The sequence below is a fragment of the Pseudoalteromonas sp. C8 genome, from assembly GCF_011378685.1.
GTDB lineage: Bacteria > Pseudomonadota > Gammaproteobacteria > Enterobacterales > Alteromonadaceae > Pseudoalteromonas > Pseudoalteromonas arctica.
In genome coordinates, this window is the sequence record NZ_WTKT01000029.1 from 15,669 (window position 1) to 35,128 (window position 19,460).

The 19,460-nt window shown below is 38.9% G+C and carries 14 protein-coding genes; 11 read left to right on the plus strand and 3 right to left on the minus strand.

What is annotated here, in order from left to right; translation table 11 throughout:
- Nucleotides 1-183 precede the first annotated feature (183 nt).
- The 8 genes from pgi (at nucleotide 184) to GQR39_RS19250 (ending at nucleotide 11,672) form a co-directional block, all read left to right on the plus strand.
- Nucleotides 184-1,830 (plus strand): glucose-6-phosphate isomerase, encoded by a 1,647-nt coding sequence (gene pgi, locus GQR39_RS19215; protein ID WP_165736364.1) that lies wholly within the window; start codon nucleotides 184-186, stop codon nucleotides 1,828-1,830.
- Between the two features lie 268 nt (nucleotides 1,831-2,098).
- Nucleotides 2,099-3,571, plus strand: a complete 1,473-nt coding sequence (gene zwf / locus GQR39_RS19220; RefSeq protein ID WP_101163306.1) for a glucose-6-phosphate dehydrogenase — start codon at nucleotides 2,099-2,101, stop codon at nucleotides 3,569-3,571.
- Nucleotides 3,572-3,573: 2 nt separating this feature from the next.
- Nucleotides 3,574-4,284: a 6-phosphogluconolactonase gene (gene pgl, locus GQR39_RS19225; RefSeq protein ID WP_165736365.1), complete on the plus strand. Its 711-nt coding sequence runs from the start codon at nucleotides 3,574-3,576 to the stop codon at nucleotides 4,282-4,284.
- Between the two features lie 336 nt (nucleotides 4,285-4,620).
- Complete coding sequence (locus GQR39_RS19230; protein WP_002961447.1) at nucleotides 4,621-5,325, plus strand: SapC family protein; 705 nt, start codon at nucleotides 4,621-4,623, stop codon at nucleotides 5,323-5,325.
- A 393-nt stretch (nucleotides 5,326-5,718) separates the two neighbouring features.
- Entirely contained in the window at nucleotides 5,719-6,750 is a 1,032-nt protein-coding gene (locus GQR39_RS19235; protein WP_165736366.1) for an isoaspartyl peptidase/L-asparaginase, read from the plus strand.
- A gap of 272 nt (nucleotides 6,751-7,022) precedes the next feature.
- A complete protein-coding gene (hrpA, locus tag GQR39_RS19240) occupies nucleotides 7,023-10,910 on the plus strand; it encodes an ATP-dependent RNA helicase HrpA (protein ID WP_346774501.1) in 3,888 nt (1,295 codons plus the stop codon).
- Nucleotides 10,911-10,985: 75 nt separating this feature from the next.
- Complete coding sequence (locus tag GQR39_RS19245) at nucleotides 10,986-11,366, plus strand: response regulator (protein WP_007581064.1); 381 nt, start codon at nucleotides 10,986-10,988, stop codon at nucleotides 11,364-11,366.
- A 9-nt stretch (nucleotides 11,367-11,375) separates the two neighbouring features.
- Complete coding sequence (locus GQR39_RS19250; RefSeq protein WP_007581065.1) at nucleotides 11,376-11,672, plus strand: PilZ domain-containing protein; 297 nt, start codon at nucleotides 11,376-11,378, stop codon at nucleotides 11,670-11,672.
- Nucleotides 11,673-11,702: 30 nt separating this feature from the next.
- Here the strand turns inward: GQR39_RS19250 and GQR39_RS19255 are convergent, their stop codons facing one another.
- Nucleotides 11,703-12,893 (minus strand): class I SAM-dependent methyltransferase, encoded by a 1,191-nt coding sequence (locus GQR39_RS19255; RefSeq protein WP_007581068.1) that lies wholly within the window; start codon nucleotides 12,891-12,893, stop codon nucleotides 11,703-11,705.
- A 139-nt stretch (nucleotides 12,894-13,032) separates the two neighbouring features.
- On the opposite strand from GQR39_RS19255, the gene GQR39_RS19260 reads away from it, so the two are divergent.
- Both GQR39_RS19260 and GQR39_RS19265 read left to right on the plus strand, forming a co-directional pair.
- Entirely contained in the window at nucleotides 13,033-13,689 is a 657-nt protein-coding gene (locus GQR39_RS19260; protein WP_010555081.1) for an HD domain-containing protein, read from the plus strand.
- Between the two features lies 1 nt (nucleotide 13,690).
- Nucleotides 13,691-14,131 (plus strand): VOC family protein, encoded by a 441-nt coding sequence (locus tag GQR39_RS19265; RefSeq protein ID WP_165736368.1) that lies wholly within the window; start codon nucleotides 13,691-13,693, stop codon nucleotides 14,129-14,131.
- Here GQR39_RS19265 and GQR39_RS19270 read toward each other — a convergent pair.
- A complete protein-coding gene (locus GQR39_RS19270; protein ID WP_007581075.1) occupies nucleotides 14,128-15,120 on the minus strand; it encodes a two-component system response regulator in 993 nt (330 codons plus the stop codon). The two genes, GQR39_RS19265 and GQR39_RS19270, sit on opposite strands and share 4 nt — an antisense overlap.
- Before the next feature lie 3 nt (nucleotides 15,121-15,123).
- A complete protein-coding gene (locus tag GQR39_RS19275) occupies nucleotides 15,124-18,456 on the minus strand; it encodes an MHYT domain-containing protein (RefSeq protein ID WP_165736369.1) in 3,333 nt (1,110 codons plus the stop codon).
- A 337-nt stretch (nucleotides 18,457-18,793) separates the two neighbouring features.
- Here GQR39_RS19275 and GQR39_RS19280 point away from each other — a divergent pair, with 337 nt between their 5' ends.
- Nucleotides 18,794-19,432, plus strand: coding sequence for a SprT family zinc-dependent metalloprotease (locus tag GQR39_RS19280; RefSeq protein ID WP_165736370.1), 639 nt, complete (start codon nucleotides 18,794-18,796; stop codon nucleotides 19,430-19,432).
- Nucleotides 19,433-19,460: the final 28 nt, after the last annotated feature.

The window sequence follows — 19,460 nt, forward strand, 5'->3', positions numbered from 1 at the left end:
CCGGTGTCAAAAGCTAAAAATTGCGTTATCATCGGCATCTAAAATTATAAAAACAGCACTTTTTTTGCATTTTTAGTTATACTATCGGCGCTTTATTTTAGTGTAAATAAGCAGTGTTAAGAGTTTTGCTTTTATAAAAAACATTTTTAAATCAATTGATTGAAAAAACTAGAGGATATTTCCATGTCTAACCGAACGCAACTAGCAAGTTGGCAAGCACTAGAACAAAGTGCAGCTAAGATGAAACAAACACATCTAAAAACGTTATTTGCACAAGATGACACGCGCTTTTCTCAGTTTTCGACTCAAGTACCAGGCGTATTATTCGACTATTCTAAGCAACTTATTGATAACGATGTTTATGCTAACTTAATGTCGCTTGCTAAAGAATGCGATATTGCATCGTGGCGCGATAAAATGTTTAGCGGTGAAAAAATAAATATCACCGAGGATCGCTCAGTACTACATACGGCACTTCGTAATCGCGCTCACACTCCATTAATAGTGGATGGCGAAAACGTAACACAAGCCGTAGATAACGAATTAGCTAAAATTAAAGTGTTTGTAGAAAAAGTTCGTAGCGGTAAATGGTTAGGCTATACCGGTAAAGCGGTAAAAGATGTTGTAAGTATTGGTGTAGGTGGTTCTAACCTTGGCCCACAAATGGCAACCGAGGCATTAAAAGCACTTGCTGATGATACGTTAAATGTTCATTACGTATCTAATGCTGACGGTGTACAAATTTCGTCTATATTGAAAGCCATTGACCCTGAAACAACATTATTTGTTATTTCGTCAAAAACATTTACTACGTCAGAAACTATGACAAACGCTAAAACAGCGGTTGATTGGTTTTTACAAACAACAAAAGATGAAAGTACAATTGCAAAACACTTTGTTGCAGTAAGTACAAATTTAGAAAAAACGGCAGCTTTTGGTATCAGCGACGAAAACGTATTCACTATGTGGGATTGGGTTGGCGGTCGCTTTTCACTTTGGAGTGCGATAGGCTTACCAATTGCTTTATATTTAGGCTACGACGCCTTTGAAGCAATTTTAGAAGGCGCGTTTGAAATAGACGAGCACTTTAAATCTGCGCCGTTTGAGCAAAATATACCATTAATTATGGCATTGCTTAGTGTATGGAATACGAGCTTTTTAGGCTACACAGCGCAAGCTATATTACCGTACGATCAAGCACTGCATATGTTGCCTGCTTATTTACAGCAAGGCGAAATGGAAAGTAACGGTAAACACGTTAACTTTGCAGGCGAAACGGTACCTTATACTACAGTTCCAATTATTTGGGGCATGACGGGTATTAATGGTCAGCACGCGTTTTATCAGTGTTTACACCAAGGTAATGTAATTGTACCTGCAGATTTTATTGCATCAGTTAAGCCACAAGTGAATGTTGATAAGCATCACGATATTTTATTATCAAACTTCTTTGCACAAACAGAAGCGATGATGAGTGGTGTAGATGCAACGCAAGTTACTGCTGATTTAACCGCTAAGGGTAAATCGCAAGCAGAGATTGATGAGTTATTAAATCATAAAATTCATCAAGGCAATCGTCCTACAACGTCTATGCTATTAGATACAGTAGATGCTAAAACAGTGGGCCGTTTAATTGCACTGTATGAGCATAAGATATTTTGCCAAGGCATTATTTTAGAAATATGTTCGTTTGACCAATGGGGTGTAGAACTGGGTAAAGGTTTAGCATCTAAAATTGAGAGTGAACTCACTGATGAAAGCGTTAAACACGCTCATGATAGTTCTACAAACGGCTTAATGGCGTACTACAAACAAAACCGTACGCAGTAAAAAATTCGCTTACGTAAGTAAGTAAACCGAGTACCTTTGAACGGGTAGCGCTGGAGTGCTTAGGGTCTGTATTTTTGTGAGAGGAGATACAGGGCCCCTAAGGCTCATTTAATAAGCGCAATGATAAAAATAATAATAAATCATCGATACAGAACAATTCAGCAGGCTTTTATTTAAATACAGCTATAAAAGCCATCTAATCTAGCAATAAATAGGCATACCCGCGCATTTATAAAGTGTACTGGGTATCACAACGTAGAGAGTAACTATGCTTAATCCTTTTGATATTATAATTTTTGGGGGCGGTGGTGATCTTGCGTTACGCAAATTGCTACCTGCAATGTACAGAGCATATCAAGAAGGTAACTTACCTGAAGGCTCACGTATCCTACCAACAGTGCGCGAAGAATCGAAACGTGCTGAATACATAGAAACAGCGCATAAAGCATTACAAGAATTTTTAAGCAAAGGTGAGTTTAACGCTAAAGATTGGAAAGCATTTTCTACTTTTTTAGTGCCAGTGGTAAGTAATGTTACAGAAGCAGATGACAACTGGGATGTGCTAAAAGGCATTTTAGATGAGCACGAAAGCACTAAGTCTCGCGTGTTTTATTTATCGCTTCCACCTGCTGTTTACGGCACATGTTGTGAAATATTATCGACTAAAGGTTTAATTACACCTACATCACGCGTTGTTGTTGAAAAGCCTATTGGTTATTGCGGTGATTCTGCTGAAGCAATTAATGGAAAAATTGCGGAATTTTTTAATGAAGAGCAAATTTTCCGTATTGACCATTACTTAGGTAAAGAAACAGTACAAAACTTAATGGCGCTACGTTTTTCAAACTCATTGTTTGAAAATATGTGGGATGCTAAATCTATTGATAACATCCAAATTAGCTTATCAGAAACTGTTGGTCTTGAAAGCCGTGCTGGTTTTTACGATAAAGCCGGTGCACTTCGTGACATGGTTCAAAACCATTTATTACAACTACTTTGTTTAGTTGCAATGGAGTCGCCTAATAAACTTAACGCTAACAGTATTCGTAACGAAAAATTAAAAGTATTAGAAGCACTTCGCCCACTAGTAGGTGGTGATGTTGATGAAAATATTGTTCGTGGTCAATACGTACCAGGTGACTTAAACGGTAAAATTGTACCGGGTTACTTAGAAGAGCTAAATGAAGGTTCTAGTAAAACAGAAACGTTTGTAGCTATTCGTGCACATATTGATAACTGGCGCTGGGCGGGTGTTCCATTTTACCTTCGTACGGGTAAACGTATGGCTAAGCGCTGTGCAGAAATTGTGGTTGAATACAAAAAAGTATCTCACAATATCTACGAAGATAACGTGGGTAATATCGAGCCAAATCGTCTTGTTATTCGTTTGCAACCAGAGGAAACAATTCAACTAACGCTTATGTCTAAGCGTCTTGATAACCTTCAAATGCAACTTGAGCCAGTAACAATGAATATTGAGCTTTCACAAGCTTACAGCAATGGTTTTCACTCAGATGCGTACAAGCGTTTAATGCTTGATGCCGCTGCAAATAACCCATCATTATTTATTCACCGTGATGAAGTTCGTCAAGCGTGGAAATGGATTGATCCAATCATTGACCGTTGGCAAGACAAAGGCAAGCCTGCACTTTACCGTGCTGGTAGCTGGGGTCCTGAGGATGCTGATGAACTATTGGCAGAAAAAAGCCACGTGTGGTTTAACACAGGCGATAAGGTATAAGCATGGCAACACTAGTTGAAAAATTTTTTGACGATAAAGACGCGTTAACAGCCGAGCTTTCTGCAACGCTTGAGCAATCACTACGTGATGGCATTAAAAACGATGGCCGTGCTGTATTAATGGTGTCGGGTGGCTCGTCTCCTGCGCCAGCTTATAAGCATTTATCAACGCTTGATTTAGATTGGCAACATGTTGATGTTGCTATGGTTGATGAACGCTGGGTAGACCCAAGCCATGAAAAAAGTAACGAAGCATTTATTAAGAGCACGTTATTACAAAATTTTGGCAGTGCTGCAAATTTTATAACCATGAAAAACGATGCTGCAACCGCGCAGCAAGGCAGTGATGTGTGTGAAGCCGCTTACAGTGCTCTAAAAGCGCCATACGATGTAACTATTCTAGGCATGGGCCCAGATGGCCATACAGCGTCGTTGTTCCCAAATGCAGAAGGTTTAGAGCACGGTTTAACAACTGAGCAAACAGTATGTGCAATTAATGCGATACAAAGTGATGTGACGGGTAGTATTACTGAGCGAATGACGCTTACGTTAAATGCCATTGCGCAATCTAAAGTGGTTAAGCTTTTAATTAGCGGTGAAGAAAAACTCGCTGTTTATAAGCAAGCAAAAGCGGGCGGCGATGTTAATGACATGCCACTTCGCGCTGTGCTTAATCACCCAAGTATAAATATTGAAGTATATTGGGCGCCTTAATTTGGGTGCTAATTTAACTTTTAAAGGCCGCTTATATAAGCGGCCTTTTTTATTTGCTCAAATTTAAGCCTAAACACTGCAAAAAAACAGTCCTGAACTGTTAACCAATGTTAATGAATAACTTTGGTTTGTATTAAAATCAACCATGAAGTGTGTTGTTTTTGAACAAAATTTATGAGTTTGAGCTGTATGTTTTTTAGCAACGTTCAGATTTAGTTAAATTTTATTTTTTCATGGCCGTTGTCATAAAAGTTTCCCTTCCTTTTTTAGCTCAAAAGCATTAGCCTAAAGGTATTAACAATGAAACATATAAATTAAAATAAACGGAGCAGTAACATGGCGGAGCAACAAGTACAGCCTTTACACAACGAAAAACATGCCAACACTAAAATTCAAAACGGCATCAATGTAGAATTCATGAAAACTCAACATTTAGTGCCAGTAGTTGCACATGAGTTTGCACGCGTAGCAAACGAGTTTCCAATGTCATTCGTTAAAAACAACGAAAGCGGCACTTTTCAAGCTGTTGCTATGTTTGGCTTAGAGCCAGGCGAAAACCTTTTTGTAGAAGATGGTAAATGGACTGCAGCATTTGCACCTATGGCATCTACTCGTTACCCACTGGGCTTAGTTAAACACCCAGATCAAGATCAATACGGTATCGTAATTGACGAAGCAAGTGCGCTTGTTGGTGAAGACGAAGGTAATGCATTATTTGAAAATGGCGAAGAAACAGATTACCTAAAACGTCGTAAAGAAGCGCTTGTATCTTTTATTGAGTTTTCTCAAGTAACAGAAGCGTTCACTAAATTCCTTGCTGATAAAGAGCTACTAATTGCGCAAACGCTTACAGTAGACATTAAAGGCGAGAAAAAAGACATCAACGGTATTTACCTTATCGATGAGAAAAAGCTAAACGAGTTAAGCGATGCTGATTTCTTAGAGCTTCGTAAACGTGGTTACTTAGCACCAATTTATTCTTTCTTAACGTCTACTCATCAAGTAGCACGTTTAGCGCGTTTAAAAGCTAAACAAGCTTAATTATACCAATTGCATTAAATTAGTGATCTATTATAGCGATAAGAAAATGGCTCAATAACAAGGCTAAAATTATGATACATAGTTGTTCTATATAAATAATTTTCAACGTAGTTAGTGAGCTATTTAATACGCTAGAATGATCATGTTTTTAATAAAATTGGTATTACAAACACGTAAAATTTTAAAAAGCGCCTTAAGGCGCTTTNCAACGTAGTTAGTGAGCTATTTAATACGCTAGAATGATCATGTTTTTAATAAAATTGGTATTACAAACACGTAAAATTTTAAAAAGCGCCTTAAGGCGCTTTTTTTATGCGATTAAACTCACTTTAGTTGAAATTAAGCCCGCAACCATTCACATTAGTTTATAACTTTCCCATAAAAGAACTCATTATGAAAACACCCTTATTAGCAATTTTTGCGAGCAGCCTTTTTGCTTTAAGTAATAGCGTATTCGCTGCAGAGACTCCTTTTGCCATTGCGATTCATGGTGGGGCAGGGACAATAGAAAAAGCACGCTTTACACCCGCCCAAGAAAAGCAGTACCGCGCTAAATTAACAGAGGCTGTAGAGACAGGTTATAAAGTATTGCACCAAGGCGGTGAAAGTTTAGATGCGGTAACTGCGGCAATTACAGTATTAGAGCAATCGCCTTATTTTAATGCAGGGCGTGGAGCGGTATACACTTACGATGGCGGGCATGAGCTTGATGCATCCATAATGGATGGTCGAAACCGTGAAGCAGGCGCCGTTGCGGGTGTAAAGCATATTGAGAGCCCGATTAAATTAGCGCGTTTGGTTATGGATAACTCTGTACACGTAATGCTTAGTGGGCAAGGCGCTGAGGAGTTTGCTAAAGAGCAAGGTGTTGAACTTGTCGAAAATAACTTATTTGATACCGAGCCTCGTTACAAAGCGCTTTTAAAAGCAAAACAAAAATTAGATAAAGCCAAAGCAACCATTAAAGAGTACCAAGCCGCGCACAAAGCATTGCCTAACTCTTACAAAATGGGCACGGTTGGCGCAGTGGCGCTTGATAAAAACGGTAATTTAGCGGCAGGTACATCTACAGGTGGTATGACGGCAAAACGTTATGGCCGTGTAGGTGACGCGCCCGTAATTGGTGCTGGGACATTTGCTGAAAACGAATCGTGCGCAGTATCGGCAACAGGGCACGGTGAATATTTTATTCGCTATAACGTAGCGAGCGATATATGTGCGCGTGTTAAGTATCAAGGTAAAACCATAGCTGAAGCTGGAGATGAAGTTATAAACGGTGTGCTTAAGCCAATTGGTGGCACTGGTGGCGTTATTATTATTGATACTAAGGGGAATATTAGCTTGCCGTTTAATACCTCTGGCATGTATCGGGCAAGTAAATCGAATACGCAAGCGACCTACGTGGGCATTTTTAACGACGAATAAGCCAAAGTAATTTAATTAACCTCAACTCTGGTTAAGATATTTACTAACTTATTGAACCACAATGATATTTAAATTCATTTTTTGCTAGCCAGTTATTTTCAGTGCAGTTAGCGCTGAAAATAACTGCTTGAGATAGATTTATTATTCGCAGTTTAGGTGAATCGCAGCGTTTATATAACAAACAACCCCGTGTTATGCATTTTGTAGGATTAACCCCGGCCGTTTAATTTGATACAATTATGGCTCTTTAACTAATTTTATAAGGTATGCGGGTGGTAAACCTAGGTCAGTTGTTTGGCGAGCTAAAAACGTGCTTGAAAAAAGATCAATTCATTTTCAAAAAACGCTTACATGGCGTAAAAAAAATAACGGATGAAAACAAGCATGCCAACGCGCTTGAAAAAATAGCGGCTGATATAACCCGTAGCCAAGAATTACGTGATAAACGCTTAGCGGGCCTTCCTAAAGTGACTTACCCTGAGCAATTGCCAGTAAGTCAAAAAAAGGAAACAATTAAAGACGCCATTGCAAATAACCAAGTGGTTATTATTGCAGGTGAGACGGGCTCAGGTAAAACAACTCAAATACCTAAAATGTGTTTAGAGCTTGGCCGTGGTGTTGATGGCTTAATAGGCCATACTCAACCACGCCGATTAGCAGCGCGAACGGTGGCTAACCGTATTGCTGAAGAAATGAAGTGCGAACTTGGTCAGCAAGTCGGTTTTAAAATTCGTTTTAGCGATCAGGTTTCTAATAATACGTACGTTAAACTCATGACTGACGGTATTTTACTGGCAGAAATTCAGCAAGATCGATTTTTAAACCAATACGACACCATAATTATAGATGAAGCGCACGAGCGTAGCTTAAACATCGACTTTATTTTAGGTTACTTAAAAAACCTACTTCCAAAACGTCCCGATTTAAAAATAATAATTACGTCTGCAACCATCGATCCTGAGCGCTTTTCAAAGCATTTTGATGATGCGCCCATTATAGAAGTATCGGGTCGTACTTTCCCTGTTGATGTGCGTTACAACCCAACGGCCGATATTAATAAAGAAGATATGGAAGCCGAGGGCGATCAGCTACAAGGTATTTTTGATGCTGTTGACGAACTGTGCGCGGAAGGTCCTGGCGACATACTGATATTTTTAAACGGTGAGCGTGAAATACGCGATACCGCTGATGCACTTAGCAAGCGTAATTTAAAACACACTGATGTATTACCACTTTACTCGCGCTTATCTAACGCAGAGCAAAACCGTATATTTGCGCCACATTCTCGTCGTCATATTATTTTATCGACCAACGTAGCCGAAACGTCACTAACTGTGCCGGGTATTCGTTATGTCATAGATCCAGGTACTGCGCGTATAAGCCGCTACAGTTATCGTACAAAAGTTCAGCGCCTGCCAATAGAACCTATATCGCAAGCAAGTGCTAATCAGCGTATGGGTCGTTGTGGACGTGTTGAAGCGGGTATTTGTATACGCTTGTACTCTGAGGATGATTTTTTATCTCGCCCAGAGTTTACCGACCCTGAAATACTGCGTACTAATCTTGCCTCAGTTATTTTGCAAATGTTGGCACTCGGGCTTGGTGATATGGCGCAATTTCCGTTTGTGCAAGCACCAGATAGCCGTAATATAAGTGATGGTTTATCGTTATTAGAAGAACTACAAGCAGTAAAACCAGACAAACGGGATAGTAAAACGAGTTTAACCGCTTCAGGTAGAGAGCTCAGCCGATTACCGGTTGACCCTCGTTTAGCTAAAATGGTGCTCACAGCTCACAAACTTGGCGCATTGCGTGAAGTGATTGTTATTGTGGCGGCGTTGTCGATTCAAGATCCACGCGAACGCCCGCAAGAAAAACGTGCTGCAGCTAACGAAAAACACGGTCGCTTTGACGACCCAGATTCAGACTTTATCGCTTTTTTGAACTTATGGAATTACTTAGAAGAGCAGCAAAGCGAGCTGACTAACGGCCAGTTTAGAAAGCTGTGTCAAAAAGATTTCCTAGCCTATATGCGCCTGCGTGAGTGGCAAGATATTGTTTATCAAATAAGTACTGTGTGTAACGAAATGGGCATGAAAGCAACCAGCCAAGCGGCTGATGGCGAACTTGTTCATAAAGCGTTACTAAGCGGAATGCTGAGCCATATTGGCTTTAAAGATGAGAAGCAAATATACAAAGGCGCACGTAATAGTCAGTTTCATATTTTTCCGGGTTCAGGTTTATTTAAAAAGAGTCCTAAATGGATCATGTCAGCGGAGCTGGTAGAAACCAGTAAATTATATGCCCGCACAAATGCAAAAATAGACATTAACTGGGTAGAACCATTAGCGCAGCATTTAGTAAAACGTAGCTACACAGAGCCACACTGGGAGAAAAAACCAGGTGCGGTAATCGCGTTTGAGCAGCAAACGTTGTACGGCTTACTTGTTGTAAATAAACGCCGCTGTGTTTATAGCAATATTGACCCTAAAGTGAGCCGAGAGCTTTTTGTACGCACTGCATTAGTTGAGCAAGAGCTGGGCTTAAACGAGGGCTTTTTAGCGTTTAACAGTGAGCTTATTGAAGATATTCAAGTACTGGAAAATAAGTCTCGTCGTCGTGATATTTTAGTTGATGAGCAAACGTTATTTGAGTTTTACGATAAAAAAATACCCAAAGAAATTAATAACCGCGCTGCATTTTTAAAATGGTATAAAACACAAAAACAACAAAATAAACATTACTTACACATGACCCGTGAAGAGCTAATGCAGCATGGTGCAAGTAATATCACTGAGTTTGACTACCCTGACACATGGCAGCAAGACAATATTATATTACCGCTTGCTTATCATTTTGACCCAGGACAAGCGGTTGATGGTGTTGCGGTGCAAATACCGGTAGCACTTTTAAATCAAGTACAAGAGAGTGGTTTTGACTGGCATATACCTGCATTTAGACATGAGCTAATAAGTGGGCTTATAAAGTCATTGCCTAAATCGCTTCGCCGTAATTTTGTGCCAGTACCAAATTACGCAGATGCAGTACTTGCAGCTATTGAGCCAATGCAAGGTAGCTTAATTGATGCTTTAGCTACGCGCTTATTAAGAATGACAGGTGTGAGAGTTGATGCAGAAGCGTGGGATTTAACCGCGCTTGCACCGCATTTACGATTGCAGTTTGAAGTACGTGATGAACACGATAAGTTACTTGCTCGTGGACTTGATTTAGCCAAACTTAAAGCAGAGCTGCAAGGTGAAGTAACCGAAACACTGTCTAAAGTAGCCGATAAAGGCATTGAAAAATCAGACCTAACACAATGGGACTTTGGTGAGCTGCCAGCGTCATATGTTAAAAAACAAGGTCAATACGAAATAAAAGCATACCCTGCGCTGGTGGATAAAAAATCAGCCGCTGCAGTGGAGCTTTTTGATAGTGAAGCAAAAGCGCAGCAAGCGCATCAACAAGGTTTGCGCCGTTTAGTACTGTTAAATGTGCCGTCGCCAATTAAGTACTTACAACAAAACTTACCGAATAAGGCAAAGCTGGGTTTGTACTTTAATCCATTTGGTAAAATAGCTGATTTAATTGATGACTGTATCGCCGCAGGTGTTGATAGTTTATTAGTGAAACATGGCGATATACGCGATGAAAAAGCATTTGAAACAGTAAAAGAGCAAATACGAGGTGAGCTCGGTGATGCCGTTGTATCGATTGCAACGCAAGTTGAGCAAGTATTAAGTATTGCGCACGCACTGCATAAAAAAATGAAAGGGCGCGTTGATTTAACCATGATCACCGCGCATGGCGATATAAAATCACAGCTTGAGTCACTTATATTTAAAGGTTTTGTGAGCGCGCATGGCGCAGATAAAATAACGGATTTAATTCGTTATTTAAAAGCGATTCAAAAACGTTTAGAAAAGCTGCCTGTGGATCCAAATCGTGATAGGTTATGCGTATTAGAGCTCGATAAAGTTGCTCAAGAGTACAAAAAAGTAGTTAATAAAACGCCTAAAGGCTTGCCTATTCCACAAGAAGTAACCGCTATTTTTTGGATGCAACAAGAGCTTAGAGTGTCGCTATTTGCTCAAACGCTTGGAACTCCTTACCCAATTTCGGCTAAGCGAGTACTTAATGCGATAAAAGAGATAGAATAAAACTTGCATTTTCTATTAAGCTTAGTACCTTAATAGGAGGATTTATTTTTGTTTTGAAAAGGAAGTGACATAGTTATGTCCTCATCGATTGAACATAAAACAAAGCGACTTTTAGTGGTAGACGACGAGTATTTTAATTTTGAAATGCTCAAAGCAGCACTCGCGTCGAAATTTGATGTTAGTTATGCAGATTCAGGGCAAAGCTGTCTTGCATCGGCAATTGCAAGTCCGCCAGATATAATTTTGCTTGATGTTTGTATGCCTGGTCTTGATGGTTATGATACATGCCGAATGCTAAAACACACACCTGAAACAAAAAATATTCCTGTTGTTATGGTATCGGGCCTAGAGTCTCCATCTGAAAAACAAGCAGGGTTTGACGCTGGTTGTAACGCATATGTTGTAAAGCCATTTTCAGTGGGTGCTTTGTTGGAAGAAATTAACACGGTTTTTTAGAGGTAACGTATGTTTACTGATGATAAGCGAAATTTTAGACGCATGCAGATCAATACACCTGCAAATTTAACAACGATAGAACCAATAGCGGGTTTAAGTTTTGCCGCAGAGTGCGTGGATTTAAGTGCAACAGGTTTATCAATTCATTTAGATGAATTACTTGAACCTAATACATTACTGACGGTGAACATTGATTCGACTCACCCAAGTATTGCGCCTTTAAATGCAACAGCAAAAGTAATACGTGCCAGCAAAGAAGATGATGGCACGGTAACAGCAGGTCTTGAAATCATTCAGTTTAACTAAGTTGAATCCAGTTAAACTTAATAGTAGATATTAAAAAACCTTACAGATTAAGCCTTTTAAATAAAAGCCTTCAGGGTAGCTGCCAGCAATTGGGTGATCAGCTGCCTGGTTTAATCGCTCCATTATAAGTAGGTCTTTACCTGCATCAAGTGCTGCATCGGCTACTACTTTTTGAAATAAGTTTTGTTCCATTAAACCAGAGCATGAGAACGTTAGTAATGTTCCACCTGGTTTTAGTATTTGCATGGCAATCATGTTGATATCTTTGTAACCACGACACGCACCGGTTAGCTGCGCTTTATTATCAGCAAACTTTGGTGGGTCCATTACGATGGTATCAAACTGTCTACCTTCGTCGCGGTATTGGCGTAGTAACTTAAATACGTCCTGCTTAACAAAACTTACTTTATTTAAATCTAAGTTATTATGCTCAACATTACGTTTTGCTGTATCTAAAGCGGGTTGAGATACGTCTACGTTAGTTACATGCTCACATCCACCACGCAGGGCGTACAACGAAAATGTACCTGTATAACTAAAACAGTTAAGTACCGTTTTACCCTTTGAAAAACGCTCAAGTGCGGCGCGGCTATCGCGCTGGTCTAAATAAAAGCCTGTTTTATGTCCATCAATTATATCGACTTCAATTTTAAAACCGTTTTCCTCAATAAGTACCGGCTGTGTTGGTTCGTTACCCCAAAGAGCGCCTTTTATTGGCTCTAAGCCTTCTTTAGTGCGTACTTCTACGTCTGAGCGCTCGTATATGCTAGAACCTGGGAAAATAGACATCAACGCGCCAACAATCTCGCCTTTATGACGCTCAGCACCGGCACTTAACAGCTGACACACTAACACGTTATCAAACTTATCGATTGTAACGCCTGGTAAGTAATCAGACTCCGCAGCACATAATCGAAACCCTGTTAATCCGCCTTCTTCTATTACTTGGCTACGTGCTTCTAATGAGCGACGTAAACGGCGTTCAAAAAAGTTTTGATCGATTACTTCTTTTTCGTCAAAGCTCCAAACACGTGCACGAATTTGTGAGTGAGGGCTATAAGCAGCAGTTGCTAAAAACTTACCTTCGCTATCGTGAATCGTTACTGTGTCGCCTAATCCAGGTTTACCTTTAATTTTTTTGATGGCTTTTGAAAATAACCAAGGGTGTTTTCTTTTTAATGATTTATCGCGACCAGCTTGTAGGTAAACGGCAGATGACATAAGGCTTCTCAGTAGTAATAAATAAGCGCTGTATTTTAGTCAAGCAAGGAGCAACATACAATGAATGTTTTGCAAGGTGGGCATAAAGCACGGTAAAGTACGGATAATTTATCGATTCATTAGCTTTTGGAACCTAATAGTGCCTGACGCCGTTTTAAGCCCCGATTTAAAAATACTTAATTCACAATGTAGAGAATTTATAACCTCTTTAGTGCATGCTGATGTAGCTCACGATATTACCCATATAGAACGCGTGGTGCGTGTTGCGATACAGCTATGTAATGCAGAGCAGGCAAACATGTCGGTGGTATTACCTGCAGCGTGGATGCACGATTGCGTGGCAGTTGCTAAAAATCACCCTGATCGCGCAAAAGCCTCTACTATGGCAGCCGATAAGGCATTGGAATTTTTAAAATCTATTAATTATGACGAGTCACTTTTTGATGAGATTCATCATGCCATTGCCGCTCATAGTTTCAGCGCAAATATAAAAATTAAAACAGTTGAAGCGCAAATAGTACAAGATGCTGACAGAATGGATGCATTGGGCGCTATTGGAGTGAGTCGATGCATGAAAGTAGGCGGATCAATTTCTCGGTTATTGTATAACCCAGAAGACCCTTTTTGTATTGAACGCGAGGCTGATGATAAAACATACACGCTTGATCACTTTTTTATAAAGTTATTACATATTGCCGATAGTATGAATACGCCATCTGCTAAAGCAGAAGCGAATAGACGTACAAGGTATATGCATGACTTTTTAGAGCAATTAAAGTCAGAAATAGGTGAGTAACGTGAATAATACAAGCATACCTAAATTATCTGGGATTGATCATTGCCATTTAAATGTTGATAACTTGGTTGATGCCGTTAAGTGGTATGAGCGTGTTTTAGGTTTTAGTGTAGTACCCGAGCTTGCCTTTTGGGATGAGGACGGACGCGGCCCTTTAACACTTGAAGACGCTAGTTCAACAACTCGTTTAGCACTTTTTGAAGGTGAGGGGCGTAGTAAAGGGATTGCATTTTTGGCCTCAGGGGATCAATTTATTCAATGGCGTAATCATCTTGAGGGTTTAAATATAAAAGTAGTTTTAGCAGATCATGGTGTAACGTTTTCTATGTACTTTAAAGATGAAAGCGGTAATAGCCATGAAATTACGTCACATGACTATCGTTATATAAAGTCTTACTATCCAAATGTTGAGCTTGGCTCTCACAGCGCTAAAAAGAATTAGCTTTCTTGATTTGAATTTTTTATAGCAAGAATATCGTCTAATTTTTTCACAAATAGTTCGATTAGAGCGGGATCAAAATGAGCTCCTGCTTGCTCTTGCATATGCAAAACTGTTTTCTCTACACTCCATGCCTCTTTATAAGGGCGTTTTGAAGTCAGAGCATCAAAAACGTCAGCAACGGCAACAATTCTACCTTCAATTGATATTTCTTCGCCTTTGATCCCGTTAGGATAGCCTGAACCATCCCATTTTTCGTGGTGTTCAATAGCAAGTTTATGAGCGAGTTGTAATAATGGCGATGAAGAATTTGCTAATATTTGTGCACCAATTATGGCGTGTTTCTTCATATGTTCAAACTCTTCAGAAGTTAACTTTCCTGGCTTGAGTAATATAGCATCAGGGATACCTATTTTCCCAACATCGTGCATTGGGGCGGCTTGGCGTAAAAGCTCTGCACTTTGCTCATCCATACCTAGCGCTAATGCTAATACTTTGCTGTATTGGCTCATACGCACTATATGTTCGCCAGTGTCAGTATCTTTATATTCAGCAGCACGGCCTAGACGTTGTACTAAATCTACATGTGCTTGTTTTAATTGCTCAGCTTGCACTAGCGATAAGTGAGTTTTAACTCTAGCTCTTACAATAGCAGGGCTTATTGGCTTGGTAATATAATCTACGGCACCAAGTTCAAAACCTTTAAATTCATCATTTTCGTCCCCCAAAGCTGTCACAAAAATAATGGGGATATGAGACGTTTTAGGATTGTTTTTTACCCTCTGGCAGACTTCAAACCCATTCATATCTGGCATCATTATGTCTAGCAAAATTAGCTTTGGTAGTTCTTTTTCAAGTAGTGCCAATGCGGCATCACCCGATTTAGCAAACGACATACGATATTGATTACCTAACACTTCGCGCATTACTTTTAGATTTGCAGGCTCATCGTCAACAATTAATACTCGTGGCCTATCTGTTGTAAAATCCATTAATTAATACTCATTGTTTGTTAGTTTTTCAAGTAAGGTTTCTAGTATTACGTGTGCTTTATCAAAATCAAATTCATCAAAGGCCTCGGCTATATCATCAACTTCATTTTTATAGATTGAAGGTATGCCGTGTTGCAGTTTTGCTAGTAGCTCATCATTTAATTCTGCATTTTGTGCATCTTGATTAAGCGTCTTACACAGTGACTTAATTTCATCAATTGATAGCGTGTCAGAACTATTATCTTCAGGCTTACTAATTGGCTTATCGCAAGTATTAGATGATAGCAATTGTGAGATGACAAGTAGCTCGTTTTTTATATCGTCTAAAGTACTAATAACTTTAGCGTCACTTTGTTTTTGCTCTAAATCGGTTAATAACTTCATTAATGTTATTAGGCCTAAGTTACCAGCAACACCTTTAAGTGTGTGAATGGTGCTATCGACATCTTTTATGTTTGATAATTTATCACTGAATAATGTTTCGAACCGTTTATTACTGTCACTAATAAATTTAGTAATCTCTGTAAGTTGCTTACATTTAGAACCCCAAAGGGCTAACCCTTTTTCAAAATCTATATGCTGCGCTTTAGGATCGCTTTGCGATATAACCATTTCTTTTGCAATACCAAGACCAAGCACTTGTGCTATTTCTTGGTTTAGCTGATTTATATCGACGGGTTTATTTGCAAAGCCATTCATGCCTGCTTTTTTAGCCGTAAGCTTATCTTGTTGTAATACACTGGCTGTGAGCGCGATAATTGGCGTGTATTTAATTTGTCTTTGATTTTCTATTGCTCTTATTTTTTGTGTTGCCTCTATGCCATCACACAATGGCATATGTATATCCATTAAAATGACATCAAAGTCTTGTTCTTCAAATACTTTAATCGCTTCAAGTCCGTTAGATGCCTTGGTAACTGCATGCTGATCGCGTGACAGAAGTAAAGAAAGTAGCTCTGTATTTTGCTCGATATCGTCAACTACTAACACCCTAAGTGCAGGCAGTTGTGTGTGTAGACCATCAAAATGATCTATTTTAGTTTCGTCACCTAAAGTAAGCGGCAATGAAAAGTAAAAGCAGGTACCTTTACCTAGTTCACTTACTAAGTTTATTGTTCCGCCCATAAGCTCTACAAGTTGTTTGCTTATGGTAGTACCAAGACCTGTACCACCAAAACGGCGAGTAGTAGTACCATCGGCTTGTTCGAAAGGTTGAAACACTGCTTGAATACGATCTTTTGCAATACCAATACCGGTATCTTGCACTTCAAAAAACAGATGCTGATTTTGTGTTATAGCAACAGTTACGGTAACAGAGCCTTTTTCGGTAAACTTAATAGCATTACCAATTAAATTAGTAAGTACTTGCCTGAGTCGATCTGGGTCACCGTAATAAGTAGCACTTACTGATTCTTTAATATGAAGTTTAAGTTCTAAATCTTTCTTTTTAGCTTCTAACCAAAAAGTAGAAATAATACTGTCTATTACTGGCTTTAAACTAAAGTGTATTGGCTCAATAGTGAGCTTACCGCGCTCTAGTTTTGCGGAATCGAGAATTTCATTTAATAATCTAAGTAATGAACGCGCTGCATTATTTACGGTAACTAAATGCTTTTGTTGTTCTTGATCAAGTGGGGTATCCATTAATAGATCGCTAAAACCTATTATAGAATTCATTGGGGTGCGTATTTCATGGCTCATATTAGCCATAAAAGATTGCTTTGCATAAGCAGCTTCTTCAGCTTTGAATTTAGCTTGCTCTAGTTTTTCTTCATATTCTTTGCGTTCTGTAATATCAACTAAAACACCATCAATCCACTTTGCTTGGCCTTGGGTATCAAAGTCGATGCTGCCTTTATCTAAAAGCCATAAGATTTTACCGCTTCTGTGGCGAATTCTGTATTCGATTGAATACTGACGTTTCTCTTCTACAGCTTTTGTGACGGCATCTACAATAGGTTGCTGGTCTGATTTTAAAACTAGATCGTTAAATTCAATGCAATGTTCAGTAAATTCATTAGGGTTATAACCCGTTAACTCGTTGATGCTCGGGCTGATAAAAAGCATGGTCCAGTTATCATCAAATTTACACCTAAAAGCCACACCTGGCATGTTATCCATTAAAGAGCGATACTTTTGCTCTTTTTCTTCAAGGCTTTTTTGTAAAGCTCGTTGCTCTGATAAGTCTGTTATGAAGCCTACGTATAGAGGATTTTGCCCTGGCTGATTAACTTCTCCAATCCCCAAACGAATCGGGAATAAGTGGCCATTTTTATGCTTTGCAAAAATTTCACGGTTAACACCGATTACTTTACCTAAATCAATATTTTTAGCTTTAGAAAGGTAGCTATCGTGATGCATCGCGATAGCATCATCCATTAGCATTTTAATATTATGATTTTGTACTTCATTTTCGTGCCAGCCAAAAATTTTACTGGCTGATTCGTTAAAGCTCAAAATAATGCCGGTGTGATCAATCGTCACGATTCCATCAATGGCTGTGCCTAAAATTGCGTTTAAGCGAGACTCGTCGGCTGACTTTTCTTCAAGTAACATTTTATATCTGACCATGCCATTAAGTACCGCTACTACGCTTGTAATGGCAATCGTTGCAGTTGCAACCGCGATGGCTACAAAAGTGAGCCCAGCAGAAGCATTTGCGTCGTCATATAAAAGAGGGGATGTTGCAACAAAGCGTGTAGATGCCATGCCCATATAATGCATAGCAGCAACAGCAAAGCCTAATATAATAGCGCTGATGGCTCTATTTTGTAGGTATGATAATTTTGGAAAAAATTTTTCAAGATTAAAGCGGCTATATAACGCTATAAACGAAAGAGCGACGGCAACTAAAATTGAAAGGCCAAAGGTCAGTGGGTCATAGCGCAACATTGGGGAAAGCTCCATTGCAGCCATACCGCTGTAATGCATTGTACCAATACCAGCCCCAAGTAAGATGGAGCAAATGCTGAGCACTCTAAAGTTTCCATCACTATTTACAAGTATTGATACCGCATACTGACATGCTAATAAAGCAGGAAGAAAAGAGAGTAGTGTGATTGTTGGATCGTAGCTTATATTAGTACATAGCGAAAAAGCTAACATACCTATAAAGTGCATACTCCAAATACCAGAAGAAAATACAGTTGCTGCAGTTATATTTGCTAAACGTTGATAACGAGGGAATTTAGTCTCTTTTGCTAAATCAATGAGCTTAGTAGTAAAAAAAGCAGCAAAAATGGCTATTAATACAGACATTGAGACTAGAAGAGGGTCGTAAACCCCATTAAGTATTAGACTTGGATCTTGGTCTGTAATGAAGAAAGCTGATAGCATAACGGCTCGAAATATAATCTTTATTTTACAAGTTTAATCTAATTTACTAATAAATGAACCGTTATTTCTAATCGCGCTATAAAGTGACGAATTTTAACCAAGTTTATTTATTTTTTGTTATTGAAGTAAATAAAATATTTTAACTTTCAATTCAAATAAAACAGACGGATCAATCTATAGCTTATTATAATAAAGTGGATTAGGAGTTAGGTGCGACTGTATGCCTAAGAGTTTAAAATTGATGGTAATATGGATTATATAAACGGATGCTATATTTAGAGTTTAAGTCGTGTTTGAATATCAACTAAAAAAGAGTACTAGACGCAAAACAGTCGCAATAAAAGTGCATAGTCAAAAGGTAACTGTGTATGCGCCACATTTTGTCGCAAAAAAACACATTGATACTTGGTTATTTGATAAACAAGAGTGGGTTGCAGAACAATTAAAAAAACAATCGTCAATTGATGACACTAAGCAGTACCCCTTTGAATCTAAAAAAATCAGTGTTTTTTCAGAAACTATTTATTTGAAACTGGACTCAGGCCAAGATTCCGAAGTAATCCCGTATGATGACCACTTACTTATTACAATATCTCCTCGAGTTAAAAACACTTATCAAAAGTATCGACAGCTATTAGAGACTTATTTAAAAGAGCAGCTTATTGCATACATAGAGATGCGTTTAGCGTATTTCTGTACTCAAATGGGTGAAGAGTTGCCAAATGATTTAAAAATAGGTGTTTATAAACGAAAGTGGGGGAGTTGTAATAGCAAGCGAGAACTCACTTTTAATTTACATCTTATAGGTGCTCCTTACCACACTATAGATTATGTGATTGTTCATGAGCTTGCCCATTTAAAGTATTTAAATCATAGCAAAGCTTTTTGGCAGCGAGTAGAGGCGTTTTTCCCCGATTACAAAACATCATCTAATTGGTTAAAACAAAATGGTATGAGTTTACAGTGGGTGTTTTGATGTTACTGAATATAGGAATATAGGAATA

What these genes read in the sequence shown, in the direction of transcription:
- GQR39_RS19245 (WP_007581064.1), top strand. Translation starts at nt 10,986, where the DNA reads ATGTCCTCATCGATTGAACATAAAACAAAGCGACTTTTAGTGGTAGAC.
- GQR39_RS19275 (WP_165736369.1), bottom strand. Translation starts at nt 18,456, where the DNA reads ATGCTATCAGCTTTCTTCATTACAGACCAAGATCCAAGTCTAATACTT.
- GQR39_RS19255 (WP_007581068.1), bottom strand. Translation starts at nt 12,893, where the DNA reads ATGTCATCTGCCGTTTACCTACAAGCTGGTCGCGATAAATCATTAAAA.
- zwf (WP_101163306.1), top strand. Translation starts at nt 2,099, where the DNA reads ATGCTTAATCCTTTTGATATTATAATTTTTGGGGGCGGTGGTGATCTT.
- pgl (WP_165736365.1), top strand. Translation starts at nt 3,574, where the DNA reads ATGGCAACACTAGTTGAAAAATTTTTTGACGATAAAGACGCGTTAACA.
- GQR39_RS19230 (WP_002961447.1), top strand. Translation starts at nt 4,621, where the DNA reads ATGGCGGAGCAACAAGTACAGCCTTTACACAACGAAAAACATGCCAAC.
- pgi (WP_165736364.1), top strand. Translation starts at nt 184, where the DNA reads ATGTCTAACCGAACGCAACTAGCAAGTTGGCAAGCACTAGAACAAAGT.
- GQR39_RS19270 (WP_007581075.1), bottom strand. Translation starts at nt 15,120, where the DNA reads ATGGATTTTACAACAGATAGGCCACGAGTATTAATTGTTGACGATGAG.
- GQR39_RS19250 (WP_007581065.1), top strand. Translation starts at nt 11,376, where the DNA reads ATGTTTACTGATGATAAGCGAAATTTTAGACGCATGCAGATCAATACA.
- GQR39_RS19235 (WP_165736366.1), top strand. Translation starts at nt 5,719, where the DNA reads ATGAAAACACCCTTATTAGCAATTTTTGCGAGCAGCCTTTTTGCTTTA.